This is a genomic window from Paracoccus limosus, assembly GCF_009711185.1.
GTDB lineage: Bacteria > Pseudomonadota > Alphaproteobacteria > Rhodobacterales > Rhodobacteraceae > Paracoccus > Paracoccus limosus.
On sequence record NZ_WMIF01000002.1, the window covers coordinates 196,618 to 214,129 of the forward strand.

A 17,512-nucleotide genomic window follows, 5' to 3' on the forward strand; every position below is an offset into this window, starting at 1 on the left:
CAACCGGCCCCGCGACGGCGCATCTTGGGTCACTTCAGCTGATCTTCGGTGTAATAGCCCGAGCCGACCAGCACGTCCTTGAGGTTCTTTTCGGTCACGGCGACCGGCTCAAGCAGGTAGGAGGGGACGACCTTGACGCCGTTGTTGTAGGTCTTGGTGTCGTTCACCTGCGGCTCTTCGCCCTTCATCATGGCGTTGACCATGCTGACGGTGACTTTCGCCAGTTCGCGGGTGTCCTTGAAGATGGTCGAGTATTGCTCGCCCGCGAGGATCGACTTGACCGATTGCAGTTCGGCGTCCTGACCCGAAACGATCGGCATCTTCAGATCGCCCGAGCCGTAACCCACGCCTTTGAGCGAGGACAGGATGCCGATGGACAGCCCGTCATAGGGCGACAGCACGCCGTTCACATGCTTGTCGGTGTAATTGGCCGACAGGATGTTATCCATGCGCGATTGCGCGGTGGCCGGATCCCAGCGCAGGGTGCCGACCTTGTCCATGCCCATCTGGCCCGAAGGCACCGCGATGGCGCCCGAGTCGATCATAGGTTGCAGCACCGACATGGCGCCGTCGTAGAAGAAGAAGGCGTTGTTGTCGTCCGGCGAGCCGCCGAACAGCTCGACGTTCCACGGCTTCACATCCGGGAACCGCTCTTTCAGGCCCTCGACCAGCGTGTTGGCCTGCTCGACGCCGACCTTGAAGTTGTCGAAGGTGGCGTAATAGTCGATATCGGGCGTGTCGCGGATCAGGCGGTCATAGGCGATCACCTTGATATCGGCGGCCTTCGCATTGGCCAGCGCGTTTGACAGCGTGGTGCCGTCGATGGCCGCGATCACCAGCACGTTCACGCCCTTGGTGATCATGTTTTCGATTTGCGACAGCTGGTTCGGAATGTCGTCATCGGCATATTGCAGGTCGGTCTGATAGCCCGCTTCCTGGAACTGCTTGACCATGTTGTCGCCGTCGGCGATCCAGCGCGCCGAGGTCTTGGTCGGCATCGAGATGCCCACCATGCCTTCGGCCGAAGCGATTCCCGGCACCGAAAGCGCCATGACCGAAGCCGCCGCCAGGGCGATAGTCCTGAGGTTGAACATTTTTCCTCCCGTTTTTTGCGCATACGAAAGATGGCGTCGAGCGCGCCCTTGCTGTCTTTCGCTGCTTCCCCCCTTGTGGCGGGGCCGATCGGGCCGCCTCCACGGCGGCGGCCTTGCAGCCACGCACCTGTGGACAGGCTAGACCGCTGCAATCGGACGCGTCAATTTCGGTTTGCGCGCTGTATTATGCCGATTCTGATATATCAGGGCGCTAACAACAGGATGAAACACATGTCACGTCAGGATGATGTCGGGGGCGACTTGCTGGCCCGTGGGGTCAAACTGCGGCAGCTGGCCCTGCTGGTTGCGGTGGAACGCAGCGGTCAGCTGGGCCGCGCCGCCGGCATCATGCACATGACCCAGCCCGCCGCCTCGCGGATGCTGGCCGATCTGGAGCGGCTGTTCGGCACCGCCCTGACGCAGCGTCACAGCCGGGGCGTCAGCCTGACCCCGGCCGGGCAGCGGCTGGCCGAGCGTGCGCGCAGCATGTTGCGCGATCTCGATCTGGCCGGGCGCGAGGTGCAGGCGATCGGGCGTGGCCAGGTCGGGCAGGTGCGGCTGGGCTCGGTTTCGGGGCCGTCGCTGGATCTGGTGCTGCCGGTGGTGCGCGGGCTGGAGCGCGCCGAGCCGCTGATGCGGGTCATCATCAAGGTCGACAGCAGCGACCGGCTGGCCGCCGCCCTGCTGGCCGGAGAGCTGGACCTGTATCTGGGCCGCATCCCCGAACGGCTGGATCCCGCCCCCTTCGAGCAGACCCCGGTCGGCCCCGAGCCCTTGGCGCTGGTCGTGCGCCGGGGCCATGCGCTGGACCGGCCCGATTGCACCCTTGCCGATTGTCTGGCCTTTGACTGGGTGATGCAGCCGGCGGGCAGCGTGCTGCATGGCACGGTCGCGCGCTATCTGGACCAGCGCGGGCTGGATCTGCCGCGAACGGTGATCGCGACCGGCTCGATCATGCTGACGCTGGCCTTTGCCCGGCAGTCGCAGGCGGTGGGGGTGATCTCGGCCGCAGCGGCGCGGCAGTTCGCCGATTTTCCCGGCGCGCCGCTAGTGCTGCTGCCGGTGGCCGAGGATCTGAATGTCGCGGCCTATTCGCTGGTCACGCTGCGCGGGCAGCTCAGCAATCCCGCCGTTGCCGCCTTCATGGCGGTGCTGCGGACCGAGCTGGACCTGCGGCGCGGCTAGGCCTCGGCGCGCAGCCCGGCCCAGTCGGGATGGCGGTCGAACTGTGCCCGGACATAGCTGCAGGCCGGCACGATGCGCAGCCCCTTGTTACGGGCATCCGCGATCAGCTGCTGCACCATGGCCTCGGCGACGCCCGTGCCCCGCATCTGCGGCGGGGCATAGGTATGATCGGCGACGATGACGCCCGGGCTGGCGCTGCGCCAGGTCAGCTCGGCCTCGGGATCGATGCCAGGCATATGGACGACATAGCGCCCGGCCGTGCCAAGATCCTCATGCGTGACGCGAATGGCGGGTTGGGACATGCTCGTTCTCCTGGGGCCTGCCCCTCAACGCATAAGAACCGCATCCGGCTCCGTTCAGGCGCGTTCCGAATATTCGAAAAGCTCGGTGTTCACCACGATATCCTCGTCGGTGCCGACGAAGGGCGGGATCATGACGCGCACGCCATTGTCGAGGATCGCCGGCTTGAAGCTTTTCGCGGCGGTCTGGCCGTTCACGACAGGCTCGGTTTCGACCACCTTGCAGATGACCTTTTGCGGGATGCGCACCGACAGCGCCTCGTCGCCGTAATATTCGATGGCGGCCATCATGCCGTCCTGCAGGAAGGGACGGCGGTCGCCCAGCAGATCGGCGTCCAGCTCGGTCTGCTCAAAGGTCTCGCTGTCCATGAACACCAGCTTGCCGTCGGTTTCATACAAGAATTGCTGGTCCTTGAACTCCAGCTGCACCTGCTCGACCTTGTCCTCGGACCGGAAGCGCTCGTTCAGCTTCCGGCCGTCGCGCAGGTTCTTCAGCTCGACCTGGGCAAAGGCGCCGCCCTTGCCCGGTTTGACGTGGTTCACCTTGACCGCCGCCCACAGGCCGCCGTCATGTTCCAGCACCACGCCGGGCTTGATTTCGTTGCCGTTGATCTTGGGCATATTTCCAATACCTTGAAAAGGTTGTGTTAATCGTTGTGGCCCAAGGGTTGAACCGCGATGATGCGCACCTATATCCCTTGGCACGGCTGCAGGCAACAGAATCGCATTCCGGGCGATGTCAAGCCGACGGCGTGCCTTCGCGATGTCGTGAATTCGTCACGACCCGTAAAATAGACTGGAAATTGCAGGGGTTTGCGCGGGGCGCATGGCTGACATGACGGCGAGGCCATACCGAATCGGCACCGGGATCGGATAATCCCCGGTCTGCGGTGCCAGTCAATGGCAAAAATGACTCGACAGGGCCGGGGGCCCGTCGATATGCGGCAGCAAGAAAAACAGGATTCAAGAAAAGATGCGCGATTTCGTGGATGGTTCGGCTTTCAATTTCGAGCAAGGGCAGCGGGCCCGCAAGCTTTTTGCCGCCGTCGTGCTGGCCGCATTGGATGACGCCATCGCCGATGACAAAAAATACGGCAACGGGCCCGATCAGATTGCACGTTGGGCACGCTCACGCGATGGGCGCGAGGTTCTGTCCTGCGCCGGCATCGACCCGAACGAGCGCGTGGTCAAGGGCCTGATGGAATTCGTGGCCAAGGGCGTGCGCACCTCGGTCGCGCTGTCGCGCGAGGAATCCGAGCGCCGCCATGCCGCCGAAGAGGCCGACGCGGCCTGATCCAGCTGCGGCGCCCCGCCGCCCGTGCGGCAGGGCTGGCCACAGCGGCAAGGTCGTTTCCGCCCCTTGCCGTTCGTCAGCCCAGGTTTTCTAGCCTCTCGTTCGCGAGGGGCCTTTTTATTGCCCGCGTCCCCCGCGCTGCTTACTGGAACAGCCGCAGCACCAGCGGCGCCAGCACAGCGGTCAGCACGGCGTTCAGCCCCATGCCGATGCTGGCAAAGGCGCCGGCGGTCTCGTTGACCTGAAAGGCGCGGGCGGTGCCGATGCCATGCGCGGCGACCCCCACGGCAAAGCCGCGCGCCCGCCAGTCGTGCACCCGCAGCAGGTTCAGCAGCGGCGTCACGACGATCGCGCCGAACATGCCGGTCAGCAGCACCAGCACGGCGGTGATCGTCGGCTCGCCGCCCAGCCCCTCGGCGATGCCGATGGCCACCGGCGCGGTGGTCGATTTCGGCGCAAGGCTGGCCAGCATGGTGGCCGACAGGCCAAAGGCCTTGCCGATCACCAGCACCGAGACAATCGCGGTCAGCGAACCGGCCAGCAGCGCCGCCGCCAGCGGCAGCGCGGCGCGGCGCACGCGCGACAGGTTGTCATAGAGCGGCATCCCCAGCGCGACGGTCGCCGGGCCCAGCATGAAATGCACGAATTGCGCGCCCTCGAAATAGGTCTTGTAACTGGTGCCGGTGCTCCACAGCACCAGAGCCAGCACGATCACCGCCACCGCCACCGGGTTGGCCCAGCTTTTCCGCCCGGTCATGCGGAAAAAGCTGTCGCCCAGCCAATAGGCCGCCAGCGTCGCGGTCAGCCACAGCAGCGGCCCCTGCGTCAGATAGGACCAGATCAGCGCCGCATCGGTCATTCCTGCACCTCGGCCTTGCCGCGCCCGGTCAGGCGGACGACCTGCACAAAGACCAGCGCCGCCACCGCGATCGCCAGCGCGGTCGAGGCCATCAGCGCCACCGCGATCGCCAGCCCGTCGCTGCGGAATTCGCCCAGATGCGCCACCACGCCGACGCCGGCGGGCACGAAGAACAGCGACAGGTTGCCCAAAAGCCCCAGCACCACCGGGCGCAGCCGCTCGGCCAGTGCCGGGCGCAGGCTGCAGCTGAGCACAAGCGCCACCAGCCCGAGCACCGGGCCGGGCAGTGACAGGCCCAGACTGCGGGCGGCGACCTCTCCGGCCAGCTGAAATGACAACAGGATCAGAAGGGCGGGTATCATGGCGGGCATCCCGAATGGCCGATCAAATCTTGTGGATAACATTCCCGGCGCCGCCACATCTAGGGGCTGCGGTTGACTCATTGCCGCAAAACCGGGAAAAATCGGCGCCATTGACCCCTGTGGGATGGACCTTTGCGTTTCGACCGCCTGCGCCTGAACGGTTTCAAGAGCTTTGTCGACCCCACGGATCTGGTGATCCAGGAGGGGCTGACCGGCGTGGTCGGCCCGAACGGCTGCGGCAAGTCGAACCTGCTTGAGGCACTGCGCTGGGTCATGGGCGAAAACCGGCCCACCGCCATGCGCGGCGAGGGGATGGAGGATGTGATCTTTGCCGGCACCACCCGGCGCTCGGCCCGCGCCCATGCCGAGGTCACGCTCAGCATCGACAACAAGGACCGGTTGGCGCCCGCCGGCATGAACGATGCCGATACGCTGGACATCTCGCGCCGGATCACCCGCGATGCCGGTTCCGCCTATCGCATCAACGGCAAGGAAGTCCGGGCGCGCGATGTGCAGATGCTGTTCGCGGATGCCTCGACCGGGGCGCATTCGCCGGCGCTGGTGCGGCAGGGGCAGATTTCCGAGCTGATCAACGCCAAGCCCAAGGCGCGTCGTCGCATCCTTGAAGAGGCCGCCGGGATCTCGGGCCTGTATCAGCGCCGGCATGAGGCCGAGCTGAAGCTGAACGCGGCCGAGGCGAACCTGACCCGCGTCGATGACACGCTGGACCAGTTGTCGACGCAGGCCGCCAGCCTTGCACGTCAGGCCCGCGCCGCCACGCGCTATCGCGAGATCGGCGCCGCGCTGCGCCGGGCCGAGGGGCTGTTGCTGTATCGCCGCTGGGCCGAGGCCGATCAGGCCAAGGCCGCGACCGCCGCAGCGCTGCATGATGCGATCCGCGCTGCGGGCGAGGCCGAGGCGCAGGCGCGGCGCGCCATTGCCGCGCGCGAGGCTGCCGAGGCGCAATTGCCGCCCTTGCGCGAGGAAGAGCAGGTCGCAAGCGCCATCCTGTCGCGCGCCACCGTCGAGCGCGAGGCGCTGGACGAGGCCGAGGCCCGCGCCGTGCAGATGATCCAGACCTTGCTGGGCCGCATTGCCCAGCTGGATCGCGATATCGAGCGCGAATCGGGACTGAACCGCGACGCGGGCGAGGTGATCGCGCGGCTGGAATGGGAACAGCGCGAACTGGACAAGGCCGGCGAGGGCCATGACGCCCGGCAGGACAGCGCCACCGAGCTGGCCGAAGCCGCCGCCGAGGCGCTGCGCGAGGTCGAAACCACGCTGGCCGAGCTGACCGACGAGGCCGCCCGCCTTGCCGCCCGTCACCAATCCGCCGAGCGTCTGGTGCAGGATCTGACCCAGATGCGCGACCGCTCCAGCCGCGCGGCCGAGGCGGCGCGGGCCGCGACCGAGGCGGCGATGGCGCTTGGACAGGACATCGAAGCCGCGCGTGCCGCCGCCGAGGAGGCCTTGGAAGAGGCCCGGGAACGCGTTGAAATCGCCGAGGAAACCTTGGGTGCCGCCGAGGAGGCCCGCAGCGCGCTGGAGGCCGAGGAAACCGAGGCACGGGCGCAGCGCGCCGAGGCAGAGGGCGAGTTGTCGGCCCTGCAGGCCGAGCGTGCGGCCTTGCAACGGCTGGTCGAACGCGGGCAGGCCAGCGGCTCGATCCTCGATCTGGTGCGGGTGGCGCGCGGCTATGAGACGGCTTTTGGCGCGGCGCTGGGCGATGATCTGGGCGCGGCGCTGGTCAAGGACGGCACGGGCTGGCATGCGCTGCCGCCGGCCGAGGGCGGCCCTGTGCTGCCGGTGCCTTCGATCGCGGATCGGGTCGAGGCGCCGCCGGCGCTGGCGCGGCGGCTGGCGCAGATCGGGCTGGTGGCGGATGCCGAGACCGGGGTCGCGCTGCAATCCGGGCTGCATCCGGGCCAGCGGCTGGTGACGCTGGCGGGCGATCTGTTCCGTTGGGACGGGATGCGGGTGATGGCGGGGGATGCGGCATCGACCGCCGCGCTGCATCTGCAAAAGGTGAACCAGCTGGCCGAGATCTCGGTGCAGTTCGAGGCGGCGCAGGCCTGTGCCGAGCGTACACAGGCTGTACACCGGGCGTGCACCGAACGTCATGCCGCCGCGACCGAGGCCGAGAAACGCGCCCGCGATGCCCGGCGCGAGGCCGAGCGCGGCCTGTCGGATGCCTCGCGTGCGGTGACGCGGGCCGAATCGGAGCTGGCACTGGCGCAGAGCCGCGCGGAATCGGCCCGCGCCGAGCTGGCCCGGCATCATGCCGATGCCAGCGACGCCGGTGCCCGGCTGGCCGACGCCGAGGCTGCGCGCGCCGCGCTGCCCGACCGGGGCGATGCCGCCGAGGCGCTGGACCATGCCCGCATGGGCGTCGAGGCGGCGCGCATCGCCACGCTGACCCGGCGCAGCGCGCTGGACGAATTGCGCCGCGAGGCGATGGCGCGCACCAAGCGCCTGCAGGAAATCGCCAAGGAGGAATCGGGCTGGCGGCTGCGGCTGGATCAGGCCGGCACCCGCGCCGCCGAACTGGCCGCCCGCCGCGATCAGACCGCCGCCGAACTGGAAGAGGCCGAGGCGCAGCCCGAGGTTCTGGCCGAGCGGCGCGAAACCCTGACCGAGGCCGAGGCGCAGGCCGCCGCGCGGCTGGCGCGCGCCCGTGCCGCGCTGTCCGCCGCCGAGACGGCGCTGCGCGGCACCGCCGAGACCGAGCGCGATGCCGAGCGCGCGGCCTCGGAGGCGCGCGAGGCCCGCGCCGCCCGGCAGGCCCGCGCCGAGGCCGCGACCGAGGCCGAGGCCGCCGCCCGCCTGCGCATCCATGAGGATGCCGAGACCACGCCCGAGGCGCTGTTGCAGGCGCTGGGCGAGGTCGATGAGACCGCACCCGATGCGCTGGAGGATCAGATCGCCCGACTGCGCCAGCAACGCGATGCTCTGGGCGCGGTGAACCTGCGCGCCGACGAGGACAAGGCCGAGCTGGAGACCGAGCGCGACCGCCTGGGCGCCGAAAAGGACGACCTGACCGAGGCGATCCGCAAGCTGCGCCAAGGCATCGGCAGCCTGAACCGCGAGGGCCGCGAACGGCTGCTGGCGGCCTTTGACACGGTGAACCGCAATTTCACCACGCTCTTCACGCATTTGTTTGGCGGTGGCGAGGCGCGTCTGGTGCTGGTCGAATCCGACGATCCGCTGGACGCCGGGCTGGAGATCATGTGCCAGCCTCCGGGCAAGAAGCTGTCGACGCTGAGCCTTTTGTCGGGCGGCGAGCAGACGCTGACCGCCATGGCGCTGATCTTTGCGGTGTTTCTGGCCAATCCCGCGCCGATCTGCGTGCTGGACGAGGTCGACGCACCGCTGGACGATGCCAATGTCACCCGGTTTTGCGACCTGATGGACGAAATGACGCGCCGCACCGAAACCCGCTTTCTGGTCATCACCCACCATGCCGTCACCATGGCGCGCATGGACCGGCTGTTCGGTGTGACCATGGTGGAACAGGGCGTCAGCCAGTTGGTCAGCGTCGATCTGAAACGCGCGGAAGCTCTGGTCGCCTGAGCGACAAACGGCTATTGGCAGGCGATTCCCGGACCGGACCCCCTGACATGCGTGCCCTGCCTTTCCTGCTGATTGCCGCTTTCCTTGCGGCGCATCCTGCCCATGCCACCGTTCTGGGCGATCCCAAGGCGATTGCCCGGGTGCTGACCGAGATGGGCATGCCCGCCACTCAGGGTAAGGATATCGAGGGCCAGCCGATGCTGGAAAGCCGCGTCGATGACACGCTGTTCAACGTCTATTTTTATGATTGCACGCCGCTGTGCCGGCGGATGCAGCTGGTGACCGGCTTTAACCTCAACGCGCCGATGTCGGCCGAGGATGCCAATGCCTGGAACCGGGACAACCCCTTTGGCAAGCTGGTGCTGAACGACGCCGGCGATCCCTATCTGGAGATGGATATCGGGGTTGCGGACGACGGGCTGGGGCGCAAGAATCTGGAAGACACGCTGAACACATGGCGTGCCGTTCTGGGCGATTTCCGCGCCTCCATCACCGAATGAGGAAGACGATGAGCATCGAAAGCAAACTCGCCGAACTGGGCATCACCCTGCCGGACGCCCCGGCGCCGGCGGCCAATTACGTGCCCTATGTGATTTCGGGCAATATGCTGTTCGTCTCGGGGCAGATTTCGGCGCTGAAGGGCCGACTGGGCGAAGACGTGAGCGTCGATCAGGGGGCCGAGGCCGCGCGCGGCTGCGGGTTGTCGCTGCTGGCGCAGGCCAAGGCGGCGCTGGGGTCGCTGGACCGGGTGGCGCGCGTGGTCAAGCTGGGCGGCTTTGTGAACTCGACCGCCGATTTCACCGACCAGCCCGAGGTCATCAACGGCTGTTCGAACCTGATGGTCGAGGTGTTCGGCGACAAGGGTCGCCATGCCCGCGCCGCCGTGTCCTCGCCGGCGCTGCCGCGCGGTGTGGCGGTCGAGATCGAAGCCATTTTCGAGATCGCCTGATGGGCCTGCACCCGGACTTTTTGCAAAAGCCGATCGCGCATCGCGGGTTGCATGACGAAAGCCTGCCGGAAAACAGCATGGCGGCATTCATCGCCGCCATCGCCGCCGGCTACGGGATCGAATGCGACATCCAGCGCGCCATGGACAACACGCCCATGGTGTTTCACGACTATGAGCTGGGCCGGCTGACCGATATCGAAAACGGCACCGTTGCCGCCAGCACCCCGGCGCAACTGGTCAAGCTGCATCTGCGCGAAAGCGACGAAACCATCCCCACGCTGCGCGACATGCTGGCCGAGGTCGCCGGCCGCGCGCCGCTGCTGATCGAGATCAAGGATCCGACCATCGATTCGGGCCCCGATGTGGGCGCTTTGCCGGGTCGGGTCGCCGAGGAGCTGCGCGACTATGGCGGGCCGGTTGCCGTCATGTCCTTCAACCCGCATGTGATCGCGGCCTTTCACGCGGCAGCGCCCGGCATAGCCGCCGGCCTGACCACCTGCGGCTATGACGAGGGCGAATGGCCGATGCTGGATGCGCCGACGCGCGAAAGGCTGGCCGCGATTGCCGATTTCGATGCGGTGGGGGCGAGCTTTATCTCGCATGACCGCAACGATCTGGACAATCCTGCGGTCACGGCGCTGAAGGCGCGCGGCGTGCCGGTGCTGTGCTGGACCATCCGCAGCCCCGAAGAGGCCGCCGATGCCCGGCAGGTGGCCGACAACATCACCTTTGAGCAATACCGGCCCTGAACCCTGCGTCGCCCGCTGACAAAGCGTGGCGACGCCCCTATGTTTCGCCGCATGAGCGAACTGACCGTTTCCGTGCTGCCCGCCATTGCCGGGCTGTCCGCCGCCGAATGGGATGGCTGCGGCGCGGGGGATAACCCCTTTACCACGCATCGTTTTCTGGCCGCGCTGGAAGCATCCGGCTCGGTCGGAGACGAGGCCGGCTGGCACCCGAGCCATCTGGTCGCGCGGGTCGATGGCCGCGTGGCAGGCGTCGCGCCCTGCTATCTGAAGACCCACAGTCAGGGCGAATACATCTTTGACCACGCCTGGGCCCAGGCCTATGAGCGCGCGGGCGGGCGCTATTACCCCAAGCTGCAATGCGCCGTGCCGTTCACTCCGGTCACCGGGCCGCGCCTGATTGCGCAGGATCCGCAGGTTCAGGCGGCGCTGTTGCAGGCCATGGCCGAGGTCGCCGGCCGGTCGGGCCTGTCGGGGGCGCATGTCACCTTTTGCACCGAGGCCGAGGCGCGCCTGGGCGAGGCGGTGGGCTTTATGTCCCGCACCAGCGAGCAGTTCCACTGGCTGAACCGGGGCTATGGCAGTTTCGACGACTTTCTGGCCGCGCTGAGTTCGCGCAAGCGCAAGGCGATCCGCAAGGAGCGCGAGCGGGCGCTGGATTTCGGCGGCGAGATCGTCAGCCTGACCGGCGATGCCATCCGCCCCGAACATTGGCAGGCGTTCTGGGCGTTTTATCAGGACACCGGCGGGCGCAAATGGGGCCGGCCCTATCTGACGCGGGCGTTCTTTGACCTCCTGCACGAGACGATGCGCGACGACTGCCTGCTGGTGCTTGCGCTGCGCGACGGGCGGCCGATTGCGGGGGCGCTGAACCTGATCGGGCGCGACACGCTTTATGGCCGCTATTGGGGCTGCGTCGAGGATCACCCGTTTCTGCATTTCGAGCTGTGCTATCACCGCGCCATCGACTGGGCCATCGCGCACGGTTTGCAGCGGGTCGAGGCCGGCGCGCAGGGCGAACACAAGCTGGCGCGCGGCTATCTGCCGGTCGCGACCCATTCGCTGCATTGGGTGCGCGATCAGGGCTTTGGCAAGGCCATCGCCGATTTCCTGAAGCGCGAGCGCGAGGCCGTCGATTACGACATGGCCGCGCTGACCGAGATGGGCCCGTTCCGCCGCGGCGAGATCAGCTAGCGCCGCTGCAGCTGCCGGAACAGCGCCGAGGCCGCCCAACCCGCCAGAACGGCGATGGCCAGCGACATGAAGCCATAGATAAAGGGCTGCTGCCGGGCCAGCCGATAGAGCCAGCGTTCCAGCCCGACCTTGCGCACCTCGATCGGGGCGCGGAAGGTGGCGACGACCTTGCCCTGACGCAGCAGAAAGATGCGGGTGCCGTAAAAGCCCTCGATCAGGTTGGCGGGCAGCTGGACATCGGCGCGAAACAACGTGTCCTGCGCCAGCCGCACCGCGCCTTCGTCCAGCCGGTAAAGCCCGCCCGATTCGCGCAACCGCACCAGCGCCTCGGTATAGGGCACGACATCCTCGACGCTGGAGGTGCCGGCATAGGCCCGGATCGCCAGCGGCACCGAGATGCGGAACCGGTCATCCTCGGCCGGGTCAAGGATCTGGTCCAGCGGCCGGGTGGTGGCCACGACATAGAAATTCGGCGCCGCGCCGACGCTGACCTTGCCGGTGTTCACCCAGATGCCGAAGCGGCGCTCTTTGTGGCGGATGGTGATGGCGCGGGCCGGGCCCTCGACGGTGACGACGACATCGAGTGTGTCATAGGGGATCGGCGTCTCGCGCTTGACGGCGCCATAGATGATGATGTCCGAGCCGTCAAAGCTGGTGGTGATGTCCACATCATTGCGCGACAGGCCGGCGACGATCTTTTCGCGGGGCGCGGCATCGGGATCGTCATAGGCCTGCGCCAGCGCGATGCAGGGTGCCAGCAGGGCCAGCAGGGCGATCAGCGCGCGGATCATTTCAGGATCCCCGGCGTCAGCGAGTAAAGCTCGGACGGGCGCAGGAACAGGTCCAAGGCCAGCTTGCCGCAGACCACCAGCACCAGCAGCGCCAGCAGGATGCGCAGCTGTTCGGCCCGCAGCTTGGCGCCGAGCCCGGTGCCGATCTGCGCCCCGGTCACGCCGCCGATGATCAGCAGCAGCGCCAGCATCACGTCCACGGTGTTGGAATAGACCGCGTGCATCAGCGTGGTATAGGCCGACAGGAAGGTGATCTGAAACAGCGAGGTGCCGATCACCACCTTGGTCGGCATCCCCAGCAGATAGATCATCGCCGGCACCATGATGAAGCCGCCGCCGACCCCCATCAGCGCGCCCAGCACACCGACGCAGGCGCCGACCAGCAGCACCGGGATCGCACTGATATAAAGGCCCGAGGCGCGGAATTTCATCTTGAGCGGCCAGCGGTGCACCCAGCCGTGCTGGTGGCGGCGCATCGGCCGGATCGGACCGCTTTGCTTGGCGCGGCGCAGGCTGCGCAGGCTTTCCTGCAGCATCATCGCGCCGATCAGGCCCAGAAACACCACATAGCACAGCTGCACCACCAGATCGACCTGCCCCAGCTTTTGCAGCATGTTGAACAGCATCACGCCAAGGGACGAGCCGGCAAGCCCGCCCGCCAGCAGCATCCAGCCCATGCGGAAATCGACGGATTTGCGCTTCACATGCGCCAGCAGCGCCGAAAAGGACGAGGCCACCACCTGATTGGCGCCGGTGGCGACCGCGATGGCCGGCGGGATGCCGATGAAGAACAGCAGGGGCGTGATCAGAAAGCCGCCGCCGACGCCGAACAGGCCCGACATCAGCCCGACGATGCCGCCAAGGCCGATCAGGGTAAAGGCGTTGACCACCACCTCGGCGATGGGAAGATAGATCTGCATGTTCGGCCCGGCTCTTGCCCCTGTTCGATCCTGCCCGTCCCCGGCCGGCAGGTCAAACGGCACGCGCGCCTTCGCAGCGGGTTGTCGCAGGACTGTGGCGCGGATAAGCATTCCGGTGACGGCAATGTGATGTGCCAGCCCGCAGGGGGCGATGGCCCCCGCCGATCCCGGCCTGCATTGCGGTCGGGGGTGCGGCCCGTGGCCGCCGGGCTGGACAGAAAAGGACAAGACACGGCATGCGGATCCTGATCACCAATGACGATGGCATCAATGCTCCGGGGCTGGTGGCAATGGCCGAGATCGCGGCCGAGCTGGCCGGGCCGGGCGGCGAGGTCTGGACCGTTGCCCCCGCCTTCGAGCAATCGGGCGTCGGCCATTGCATCAGCTATACCCATCCGACCCTGATCGCCGAACTGGCCCCGCGCCGCTTTGCCGCCGAAGGCTCGCCCGCCGATTGCGTGCTGGCGGCGATTTCGGACGTGATGCGCGACAGCCCGCCGGATCTGGTGTTGTCGGGGGTGAACCGGGGCAACAATGCCGGCGAGAACGTGATGTATTCGGGCACCATCGGCGCGGCGATGGAGGCGGCGTTGCAGGGCCTGCCGGCGATCGCGCTGTCGCAATACATGGGCACGCGCACGGCGGCTTTGGCCGATCCGTTCGAGGCCGCGCGCCGTCACGGCCCCCGGCTGATCCGCCAGCTGCTCGATCGCGCCGACTGGAACGGCGAGGCCGCCTTCCGGCTGTTTTACAACATCAACTTTCCGCCCTGCGATGCCGCAGGTGTCAAGGGCGTCCGGGTCGCGCCGCAGGGCCGGCGTCAGGGCGTCAATTTCGAGGCCGAGCCCTATCTTGCGCCCAATGGCCGCCGCTTTCTGTGGATCCTTGGTGGCTCGCAGACGGCGCCGGCCACGCCGGGCAGCGATGTCGATGCCAATATGCACGATTACATCTCGGTCACGCCGATGCGGCCGGACCTGACCTGCCACGCCAGTCTGGACGCGCTGCGCGCCCTTGAGGAAGGCTGAGCCATGAGCGGCGCGCCCAGAGACCCCGGAGACGAGCCCGGCGATGCGCCGGGGGCCGGGACCGACCCGGCCGAGCGCAAGATGCGCTTTCTGTTCGCGCTGCGCCAACGCGGCGTGACCGATCCCCGGGTGCTGGACGCGATGGAGCGCATCGACCGCGGCGCCTTTGTGCGTGGCCATTTCGAGGACCGCGCCTATGAGGACACGCCGCTGCCGATCCCCTGTGGGCAGACGATCAGCCAGCCCTCGGTCGTGGGGCTGATGACGCAGGCCTTGCAGGTCGGGCCGCGCGACAAGGTTCTGGAGATCGGCACCGGCTCGGGCTATCAGGCGGCGGTGCTGTCGCTTTTGTGCCGCCGGGTCTATACGCTGGACCGTCACCGCCGGCTGGTGGCCGAGGCCGAGGCGCTGTTTCGCGAGCTGGGCCTGTCCAATATCACCGCCATGGTGGCCGATGGCTCGCGCGGGTTGCAGGAACAGGCGCCGTTTGATCGCATCATGGTGACCGCTGCGGCCGAGGACCCGCCGGGCTCGCTCTTGGCGCAGTTGAAGATCGGCGGTATCATGGTGGTGCCCGTGGGGCAGTCGGATGCCGTGCAGACCCTGATCCGGGTCCGGCGCAGCGAGACCGGCTTTGACTATGACGAGTTGCGGCAGGTGCGTTTCGTGCCGCTGGTCGAGGGGTTGGGACAGACATGACCCCCGGCACAGGAATTGAGGATGGGCAGATGATGAATTTCGGTCGGATGGCCATGGCGGCCGGGGTCTTGGCGATGCTGGCGGCATGCAGCCCGCAAGGGGGGATGGACCTGAGCCAGCTGGACCCCGATCTGCGCGGCTGGGGTGGCGGCGGGCTGGACACGGCCTCGGCTGCGGCGGCGGCATCGCCGCGCCCGGCGCCCGACACCCGCGGCGTCATCAGCTATCCGGGGTATCAGGTCGCGGTGGCGCGGGCCGGTGACACGATCGCGACCATCGCGGCGCGGCTGGGCATGAACGCGGCGCAGCTGGCCACCTATAACGCCATCGACGCCAATGCGCCGCTGAATCCGGGCGCCGTGGTCGCGCTGCCCGGCCGGGTCGCGGCGGCACCGGCGGGTGCTGCGGTCGCGCCGCCGCTGGCGGCGGGCGCGGCCTCGGGTGCGGTGAGCGATCCCTTTGCCGGGCAGGGCATGAAAAAGCCCAATGTGCCGACCGCAGGCGCTGCGGCTGCGGCCCAGCCGGTGACGCAGCCGGCGGCCAGCCAGCCGCGTCAGCATGTGGTCACCGCAGGCGAAACCGCATGGTCGGTGGCGCGCAAATACAATGTCGCTGTCAATGATCTGGCGGCATGGAACGGGCTGACCGGCAGCATGGCGCTGCGCACCGGCCAGCGCCTTCTGATCCCGGTCGCGGGCAAGGCGCCCAGTGCCGCCAATGTGGTGACCGCGCCCGGCGCCGGCAGCCCGACGCCGCGCCCGCCCTCGGCCGCCGAACCGCTGCCCAAGGAAAAGACGGCGCCGGCCAGCAAGCCGGTCGACAAGCCGGCGGCGCCGGATCTGGGCAAGACGCGCACCGCCGCCTCGGGCAGCGGCAAGTTCCGGATGCCGGCCAATGGCGCCATCATCCGCACCTATCAGAAGGGCAAGAACGACGGCATCGACATCTCGGCCGCGCCGGGCAGCAGTGTCACGGCGGCCGGCTCGGGCACGGTGGCGGCGATCACCCGCGACGTGGATCAGGTGCCGATCATCGTCGTGCGCCATGACAACAACCTGATGACCGTCTATGCCGGGCTGGATGATGTCACCGTGCAAAAGGGCCAGAAGGTCAGCGCCGGCGCCCAGCTGGGCAAGGCGCGGGGCAAGGGTGTGGTGCATTTCGAGGTGCGCAACGGCTTTGACAGCGTCGATCCCGAGAAATATCTGAACTGAGGGCTGAGGGCTGAGGGCTGAGGGCTGAGGGCTGAGGGCGGGGCCGGTTTCGGGGCCGCCCGCTGTGCGGGGATAGGCGCGGCGAGCGGCGGTGTTTTGGGTCCGGCAGGTTGCGGCCGTCGGGCCGGTTTCTGCGCGGTCGCGCGTTTTCACTTTTCGGCGTTTCTGGCCGGTTCCGCGTCTCCCGCCGAATTGGCGGCGTGGTGGTCCGGATGGGCCGTGGCAGGGCGCCGGGCGTGCGGTGGACGCTTGTGCCGGCTGTGACCGGGCGGGCTGGTGACAGCGAGGCGCGTGGCGTGTCCTTGCGACCCTTGGCCGGGCATCCGCCGGCCGGAGAACCGGCGGCCGGCGTTTGCGGGGCGTGTCGCGGGCGATGCCCGGGACATGGGCAATCCGGCGGGGCCGGAGTGCTTATTGCAGAGCGCTTATTGCTCGGTGCAGATCTCGCGGATCACGGCCTCGACCTCCTGACGGATCATCTGGCACATGTTGCGGCTGAGCCGGGCGCCCAGCTCGCCATGCAGTTCCTGCTGGATGGCGTCGCGGATCAGCATGCGCATGGTCGCGTCCTTGGCGACGGCACCGATTTCACCGAAGAGGTTCGGCGCGCTGGTGGTCGTGCCGCGCCGGGCGTCAAGGCCGCTGTCGAGGCCGGGCTGCGGCGCAACTGCGGTGAAATCGTCGATCCGTCCCATTTCCATCATGCGCATATCCTGGGCCATTGCGGGTTCCTCGGTGGGGGTCAGCTGTTCGGCCGGAGCCGGGGGTTGCGGGGTTTGCAGCGCCTCGGTCGGGCGGGGCGCGATCATCCGGGCCAAGGCCGCCTCGGCCTCGGCAAATTCGGCCTCTTCTTCGGGCGAGAGCGGCGCGGAGGCGTCGTCACAGGCGGCCTCGGCCAGAGGCTGGGCAAGGGCCGGGCTGTCGCTGGTCGCCGCTGCGACGCCGGTCTGGGGCCAATCGCGCAACGGGGCGGGTTGCCAGCCGGTTGGTGCCTCGGCCAAGGGCTGGGCCAGAGGTTGGACCGGGGCGGCGCTGCTGGCCAGCGACAGATGCGGCTGGGCGGCAGCCGTGCCGCGTGGCAGGCCCGCCACCATGTCCTGACGGGCCAGAACGAAGGGCGGGTCAAAGGCCGTTCCCGGCTGGGCCGGATGGGCAAGCCGCGGGCGCAGCCCGGCGGCGGCGGGCGTCTGGTCCTGCGCGATCAGGCGCCGGATCGAGGCCAGCACGTCGCCGACATTTTCCGAACCTGCCTGCTGGCCGGTCGGGCGGATGCGTTCATGCTGCATGGCGTGCCCCCGATAAGGGGGG

At 68.0% G+C, this 17,512-nt stretch carries 18 protein-coding genes; 10 read left to right on the plus strand and 8 right to left on the minus strand.

Translation table 11 applies throughout. The annotated features are described in order from the left end of the window. Positions 1-29: 29 nt before the first annotated feature. Complete coding sequence (gene chvE / locus GL279_RS02685; RefSeq protein ID WP_155063069.1) at positions 30-1,094, minus strand: multiple monosaccharide ABC transporter substrate-binding protein; 1,065 nt, start codon at positions 1,092-1,094, stop codon at positions 30-32. A 231-nt stretch (positions 1,095-1,325) separates the two neighbouring features. Here chvE and GL279_RS02690 point away from each other — a divergent pair, with 231 nt between their 5' ends. Then, entirely contained in the window at positions 1,326-2,279 is a 954-nt protein-coding gene (locus tag GL279_RS02690; protein ID WP_170293904.1) for a LysR family transcriptional regulator, read from the plus strand. Here GL279_RS02690 and GL279_RS02695 read toward each other — a convergent pair. Both GL279_RS02695 and efp read right to left on the minus strand, forming a co-directional pair. Beyond that, entirely contained in the window at positions 2,276-2,581 is a 306-nt protein-coding gene (locus GL279_RS02695) for a GNAT family N-acetyltransferase (RefSeq protein WP_155063071.1), read from the minus strand. The two genes, GL279_RS02690 and GL279_RS02695, sit on opposite strands and share 4 nt — an antisense overlap. A 54-nt stretch (positions 2,582-2,635) precedes the next feature. Continuing rightward, entirely contained in the window at positions 2,636-3,199 is a 564-nt protein-coding gene (gene efp, locus GL279_RS02700) for an elongation factor P (RefSeq protein ID WP_155063072.1), read from the minus strand. A 352-nt stretch (positions 3,200-3,551) separates the two neighbouring features. Here efp and GL279_RS02705 point away from each other — a divergent pair, with 352 nt between their 5' ends. After that, positions 3,552-3,872, plus strand: coding sequence for a DUF6280 family protein (locus GL279_RS02705; RefSeq protein ID WP_024842734.1), 321 nt, complete (start codon positions 3,552-3,554; stop codon positions 3,870-3,872). Positions 3,873-4,014: 142 nt separating this feature from the next. Here GL279_RS02705 and GL279_RS02710 read toward each other — a convergent pair whose 3' ends face one another. After that, positions 4,015-4,731, minus strand: a complete 717-nt coding sequence (locus GL279_RS02710; protein ID WP_155063073.1) for an LrgB family protein — start codon at positions 4,729-4,731, stop codon at positions 4,015-4,017. Then, complete coding sequence (locus GL279_RS02715) at positions 4,728-5,093, minus strand: CidA/LrgA family protein (RefSeq protein WP_155063074.1); 366 nt, start codon at positions 5,091-5,093, stop codon at positions 4,728-4,730. Before GL279_RS02715 ends, GL279_RS02710 begins: the two co-directional genes overlap by 4 nt. Before the next feature lie 132 nt (positions 5,094-5,225). On the opposite strand from GL279_RS02715, the gene smc reads away from it, so the two are divergent. The 5 genes from smc to GL279_RS02740 are packed head-to-tail and all read left to right on the plus strand — an operon-like array spanning position 5,226 to position 11,552. Continuing rightward, the gene (gene smc / locus GL279_RS02720; protein WP_155063075.1) at positions 5,226-8,663 is read left to right on the plus strand and encodes a chromosome segregation protein SMC; all 3,438 of its coding nucleotides are present in this window, start codon (positions 5,226-5,228) and stop codon (positions 8,661-8,663) included. A gap of 47 nt (positions 8,664-8,710) precedes the next feature. After that, the gene (locus GL279_RS02725) at positions 8,711-9,163 is read left to right on the plus strand and encodes a YbjN domain-containing protein (RefSeq protein ID WP_155063076.1); all 453 of its coding nucleotides are present in this window, start codon (positions 8,711-8,713) and stop codon (positions 9,161-9,163) included. A gap of 8 nt (positions 9,164-9,171) precedes the next feature. Beyond that, positions 9,172-9,612 carry a RidA family protein gene (locus GL279_RS02730; RefSeq protein WP_155063077.1) on the plus strand — a complete coding sequence of 147 codons (441 nt, stop codon included), beginning with the start codon at positions 9,172-9,174 and terminating at the stop codon, positions 9,610-9,612. Then, the gene (locus GL279_RS02735) at positions 9,612-10,361 is read left to right on the plus strand and encodes a glycerophosphodiester phosphodiesterase family protein (protein WP_155063078.1); all 750 of its coding nucleotides are present in this window, start codon (positions 9,612-9,614) and stop codon (positions 10,359-10,361) included. Before GL279_RS02730 ends, GL279_RS02735 begins: the two co-directional genes overlap by 1 nt. A 51-nt stretch (positions 10,362-10,412) precedes the next feature. Beyond that, complete coding sequence (locus GL279_RS02740) at positions 10,413-11,552, plus strand: GNAT family N-acetyltransferase (RefSeq protein WP_246175095.1); 1,140 nt, start codon at positions 10,413-10,415, stop codon at positions 11,550-11,552. Here GL279_RS02740 and GL279_RS02745 read toward each other — a convergent pair. Together GL279_RS02745 and GL279_RS02750 are read right to left on the minus strand one after the other, a co-directional pair. Next, on the minus strand, positions 11,549-12,343 hold the full coding sequence (locus GL279_RS02745; protein ID WP_155063080.1) for a TIGR02186 family protein: 795 nt from the start codon (positions 12,341-12,343) through the stop codon (positions 11,549-11,551). The genes GL279_RS02740 and GL279_RS02745 overlap by 4 nt on opposite strands. After that, positions 12,340-13,263 carry a sulfite exporter TauE/SafE family protein gene (locus GL279_RS02750; RefSeq protein WP_155063081.1) on the minus strand — a complete coding sequence of 308 codons (924 nt, stop codon included), beginning with the start codon at positions 13,261-13,263 and terminating at the stop codon, positions 12,340-12,342. Before GL279_RS02750 ends, GL279_RS02745 begins: the two co-directional genes overlap by 4 nt. Positions 13,264-13,499: 236 nt before the next feature. On the opposite strand from GL279_RS02750, the gene surE reads away from it, so the two are divergent. From surE to GL279_RS02765, 3 genes are read left to right on the plus strand one after another with little or no spacing between them, the layout of a single operon-like run. Then, positions 13,500-14,291 (plus strand): 5'/3'-nucleotidase SurE, encoded by a 792-nt coding sequence (gene surE / locus GL279_RS02755; protein WP_155063082.1) that lies wholly within the window; start codon positions 13,500-13,502, stop codon positions 14,289-14,291. A 3-nt stretch (positions 14,292-14,294) separates the two neighbouring features. Further along, entirely contained in the window at positions 14,295-14,990 is a 696-nt protein-coding gene (locus tag GL279_RS02760) for a protein-L-isoaspartate(D-aspartate) O-methyltransferase (protein ID WP_155063083.1), read from the plus strand. 29 nt (positions 14,991-15,019) lie between these two features. Next, complete coding sequence (locus tag GL279_RS02765; protein ID WP_155063084.1) at positions 15,020-16,204, plus strand: LysM peptidoglycan-binding domain-containing protein; 1,185 nt, start codon at positions 15,020-15,022, stop codon at positions 16,202-16,204. Positions 16,205-16,629: 425 nt separating this feature from the next. On the opposite strand, the gene GL279_RS02770 is transcribed toward GL279_RS02765, so the two are convergent. After that, entirely contained in the window at positions 16,630-17,490 is an 861-nt protein-coding gene (locus GL279_RS02770) for a hypothetical protein (RefSeq protein WP_155063085.1), read from the minus strand. Positions 17,491-17,512 lie beyond the last annotated feature (22 nt).

What these genes read in the sequence shown, in the direction of transcription:
- chvE (WP_155063069.1), bottom strand. Translation starts at nt 1,094, where the DNA reads ATGTTCAACCTCAGGACTATCGCCCTGGCGGCGGCTTCGGTCATGGCG.
- GL279_RS02690 (WP_170293904.1), top strand. Translation starts at nt 1,326, where the DNA reads ATGTCACGTCAGGATGATGTCGGGGGCGACTTGCTGGCCCGTGGGGTC.
- GL279_RS02695 (WP_155063071.1), bottom strand. Translation starts at nt 2,581, where the DNA reads ATGTCCCAACCCGCCATTCGCGTCACGCATGAGGATCTTGGCACGGCC.
- efp (WP_155063072.1), bottom strand. Translation starts at nt 3,199, where the DNA reads ATGCCCAAGATCAACGGCAACGAAATCAAGCCCGGCGTGGTGCTGGAA.
- GL279_RS02705 (WP_024842734.1), top strand. Translation starts at nt 3,552, where the DNA reads ATGCGCGATTTCGTGGATGGTTCGGCTTTCAATTTCGAGCAAGGGCAG.
- GL279_RS02710 (WP_155063073.1), bottom strand. Translation starts at nt 4,731, where the DNA reads ATGACCGATGCGGCGCTGATCTGGTCCTATCTGACGCAGGGGCCGCTG.
- GL279_RS02715 (WP_155063074.1), bottom strand. Translation starts at nt 5,093, where the DNA reads ATGATACCCGCCCTTCTGATCCTGTTGTCATTTCAGCTGGCCGGAGAG.
- GL279_RS02725 (WP_155063076.1), top strand. Translation starts at nt 8,711, where the DNA reads ATGCGTGCCCTGCCTTTCCTGCTGATTGCCGCTTTCCTTGCGGCGCAT.
- GL279_RS02730 (WP_155063077.1), top strand. Translation starts at nt 9,172, where the DNA reads ATGAGCATCGAAAGCAAACTCGCCGAACTGGGCATCACCCTGCCGGAC.
- GL279_RS02735 (WP_155063078.1), top strand. Translation starts at nt 9,612, where the DNA reads ATGGGCCTGCACCCGGACTTTTTGCAAAAGCCGATCGCGCATCGCGGG.
- GL279_RS02740 (WP_246175095.1), top strand. Translation starts at nt 10,413, where the DNA reads ATGAGCGAACTGACCGTTTCCGTGCTGCCCGCCATTGCCGGGCTGTCC.
- GL279_RS02745 (WP_155063080.1), bottom strand. Translation starts at nt 12,343, where the DNA reads ATGATCCGCGCGCTGATCGCCCTGCTGGCCCTGCTGGCACCCTGCATC.
- GL279_RS02750 (WP_155063081.1), bottom strand. Translation starts at nt 13,263, where the DNA reads ATGCAGATCTATCTTCCCATCGCCGAGGTGGTGGTCAACGCCTTTACC.
- surE (WP_155063082.1), top strand. Translation starts at nt 13,500, where the DNA reads ATGCGGATCCTGATCACCAATGACGATGGCATCAATGCTCCGGGGCTG.
- GL279_RS02760 (WP_155063083.1), top strand. Translation starts at nt 14,295, where the DNA reads ATGAGCGGCGCGCCCAGAGACCCCGGAGACGAGCCCGGCGATGCGCCG.
- GL279_RS02765 (WP_155063084.1), top strand. Translation starts at nt 15,020, where the DNA reads ATGATGAATTTCGGTCGGATGGCCATGGCGGCCGGGGTCTTGGCGATG.
- GL279_RS02770 (WP_155063085.1), bottom strand. Translation starts at nt 17,490, where the DNA reads ATGCAGCATGAACGCATCCGCCCGACCGGCCAGCAGGCAGGTTCGGAA.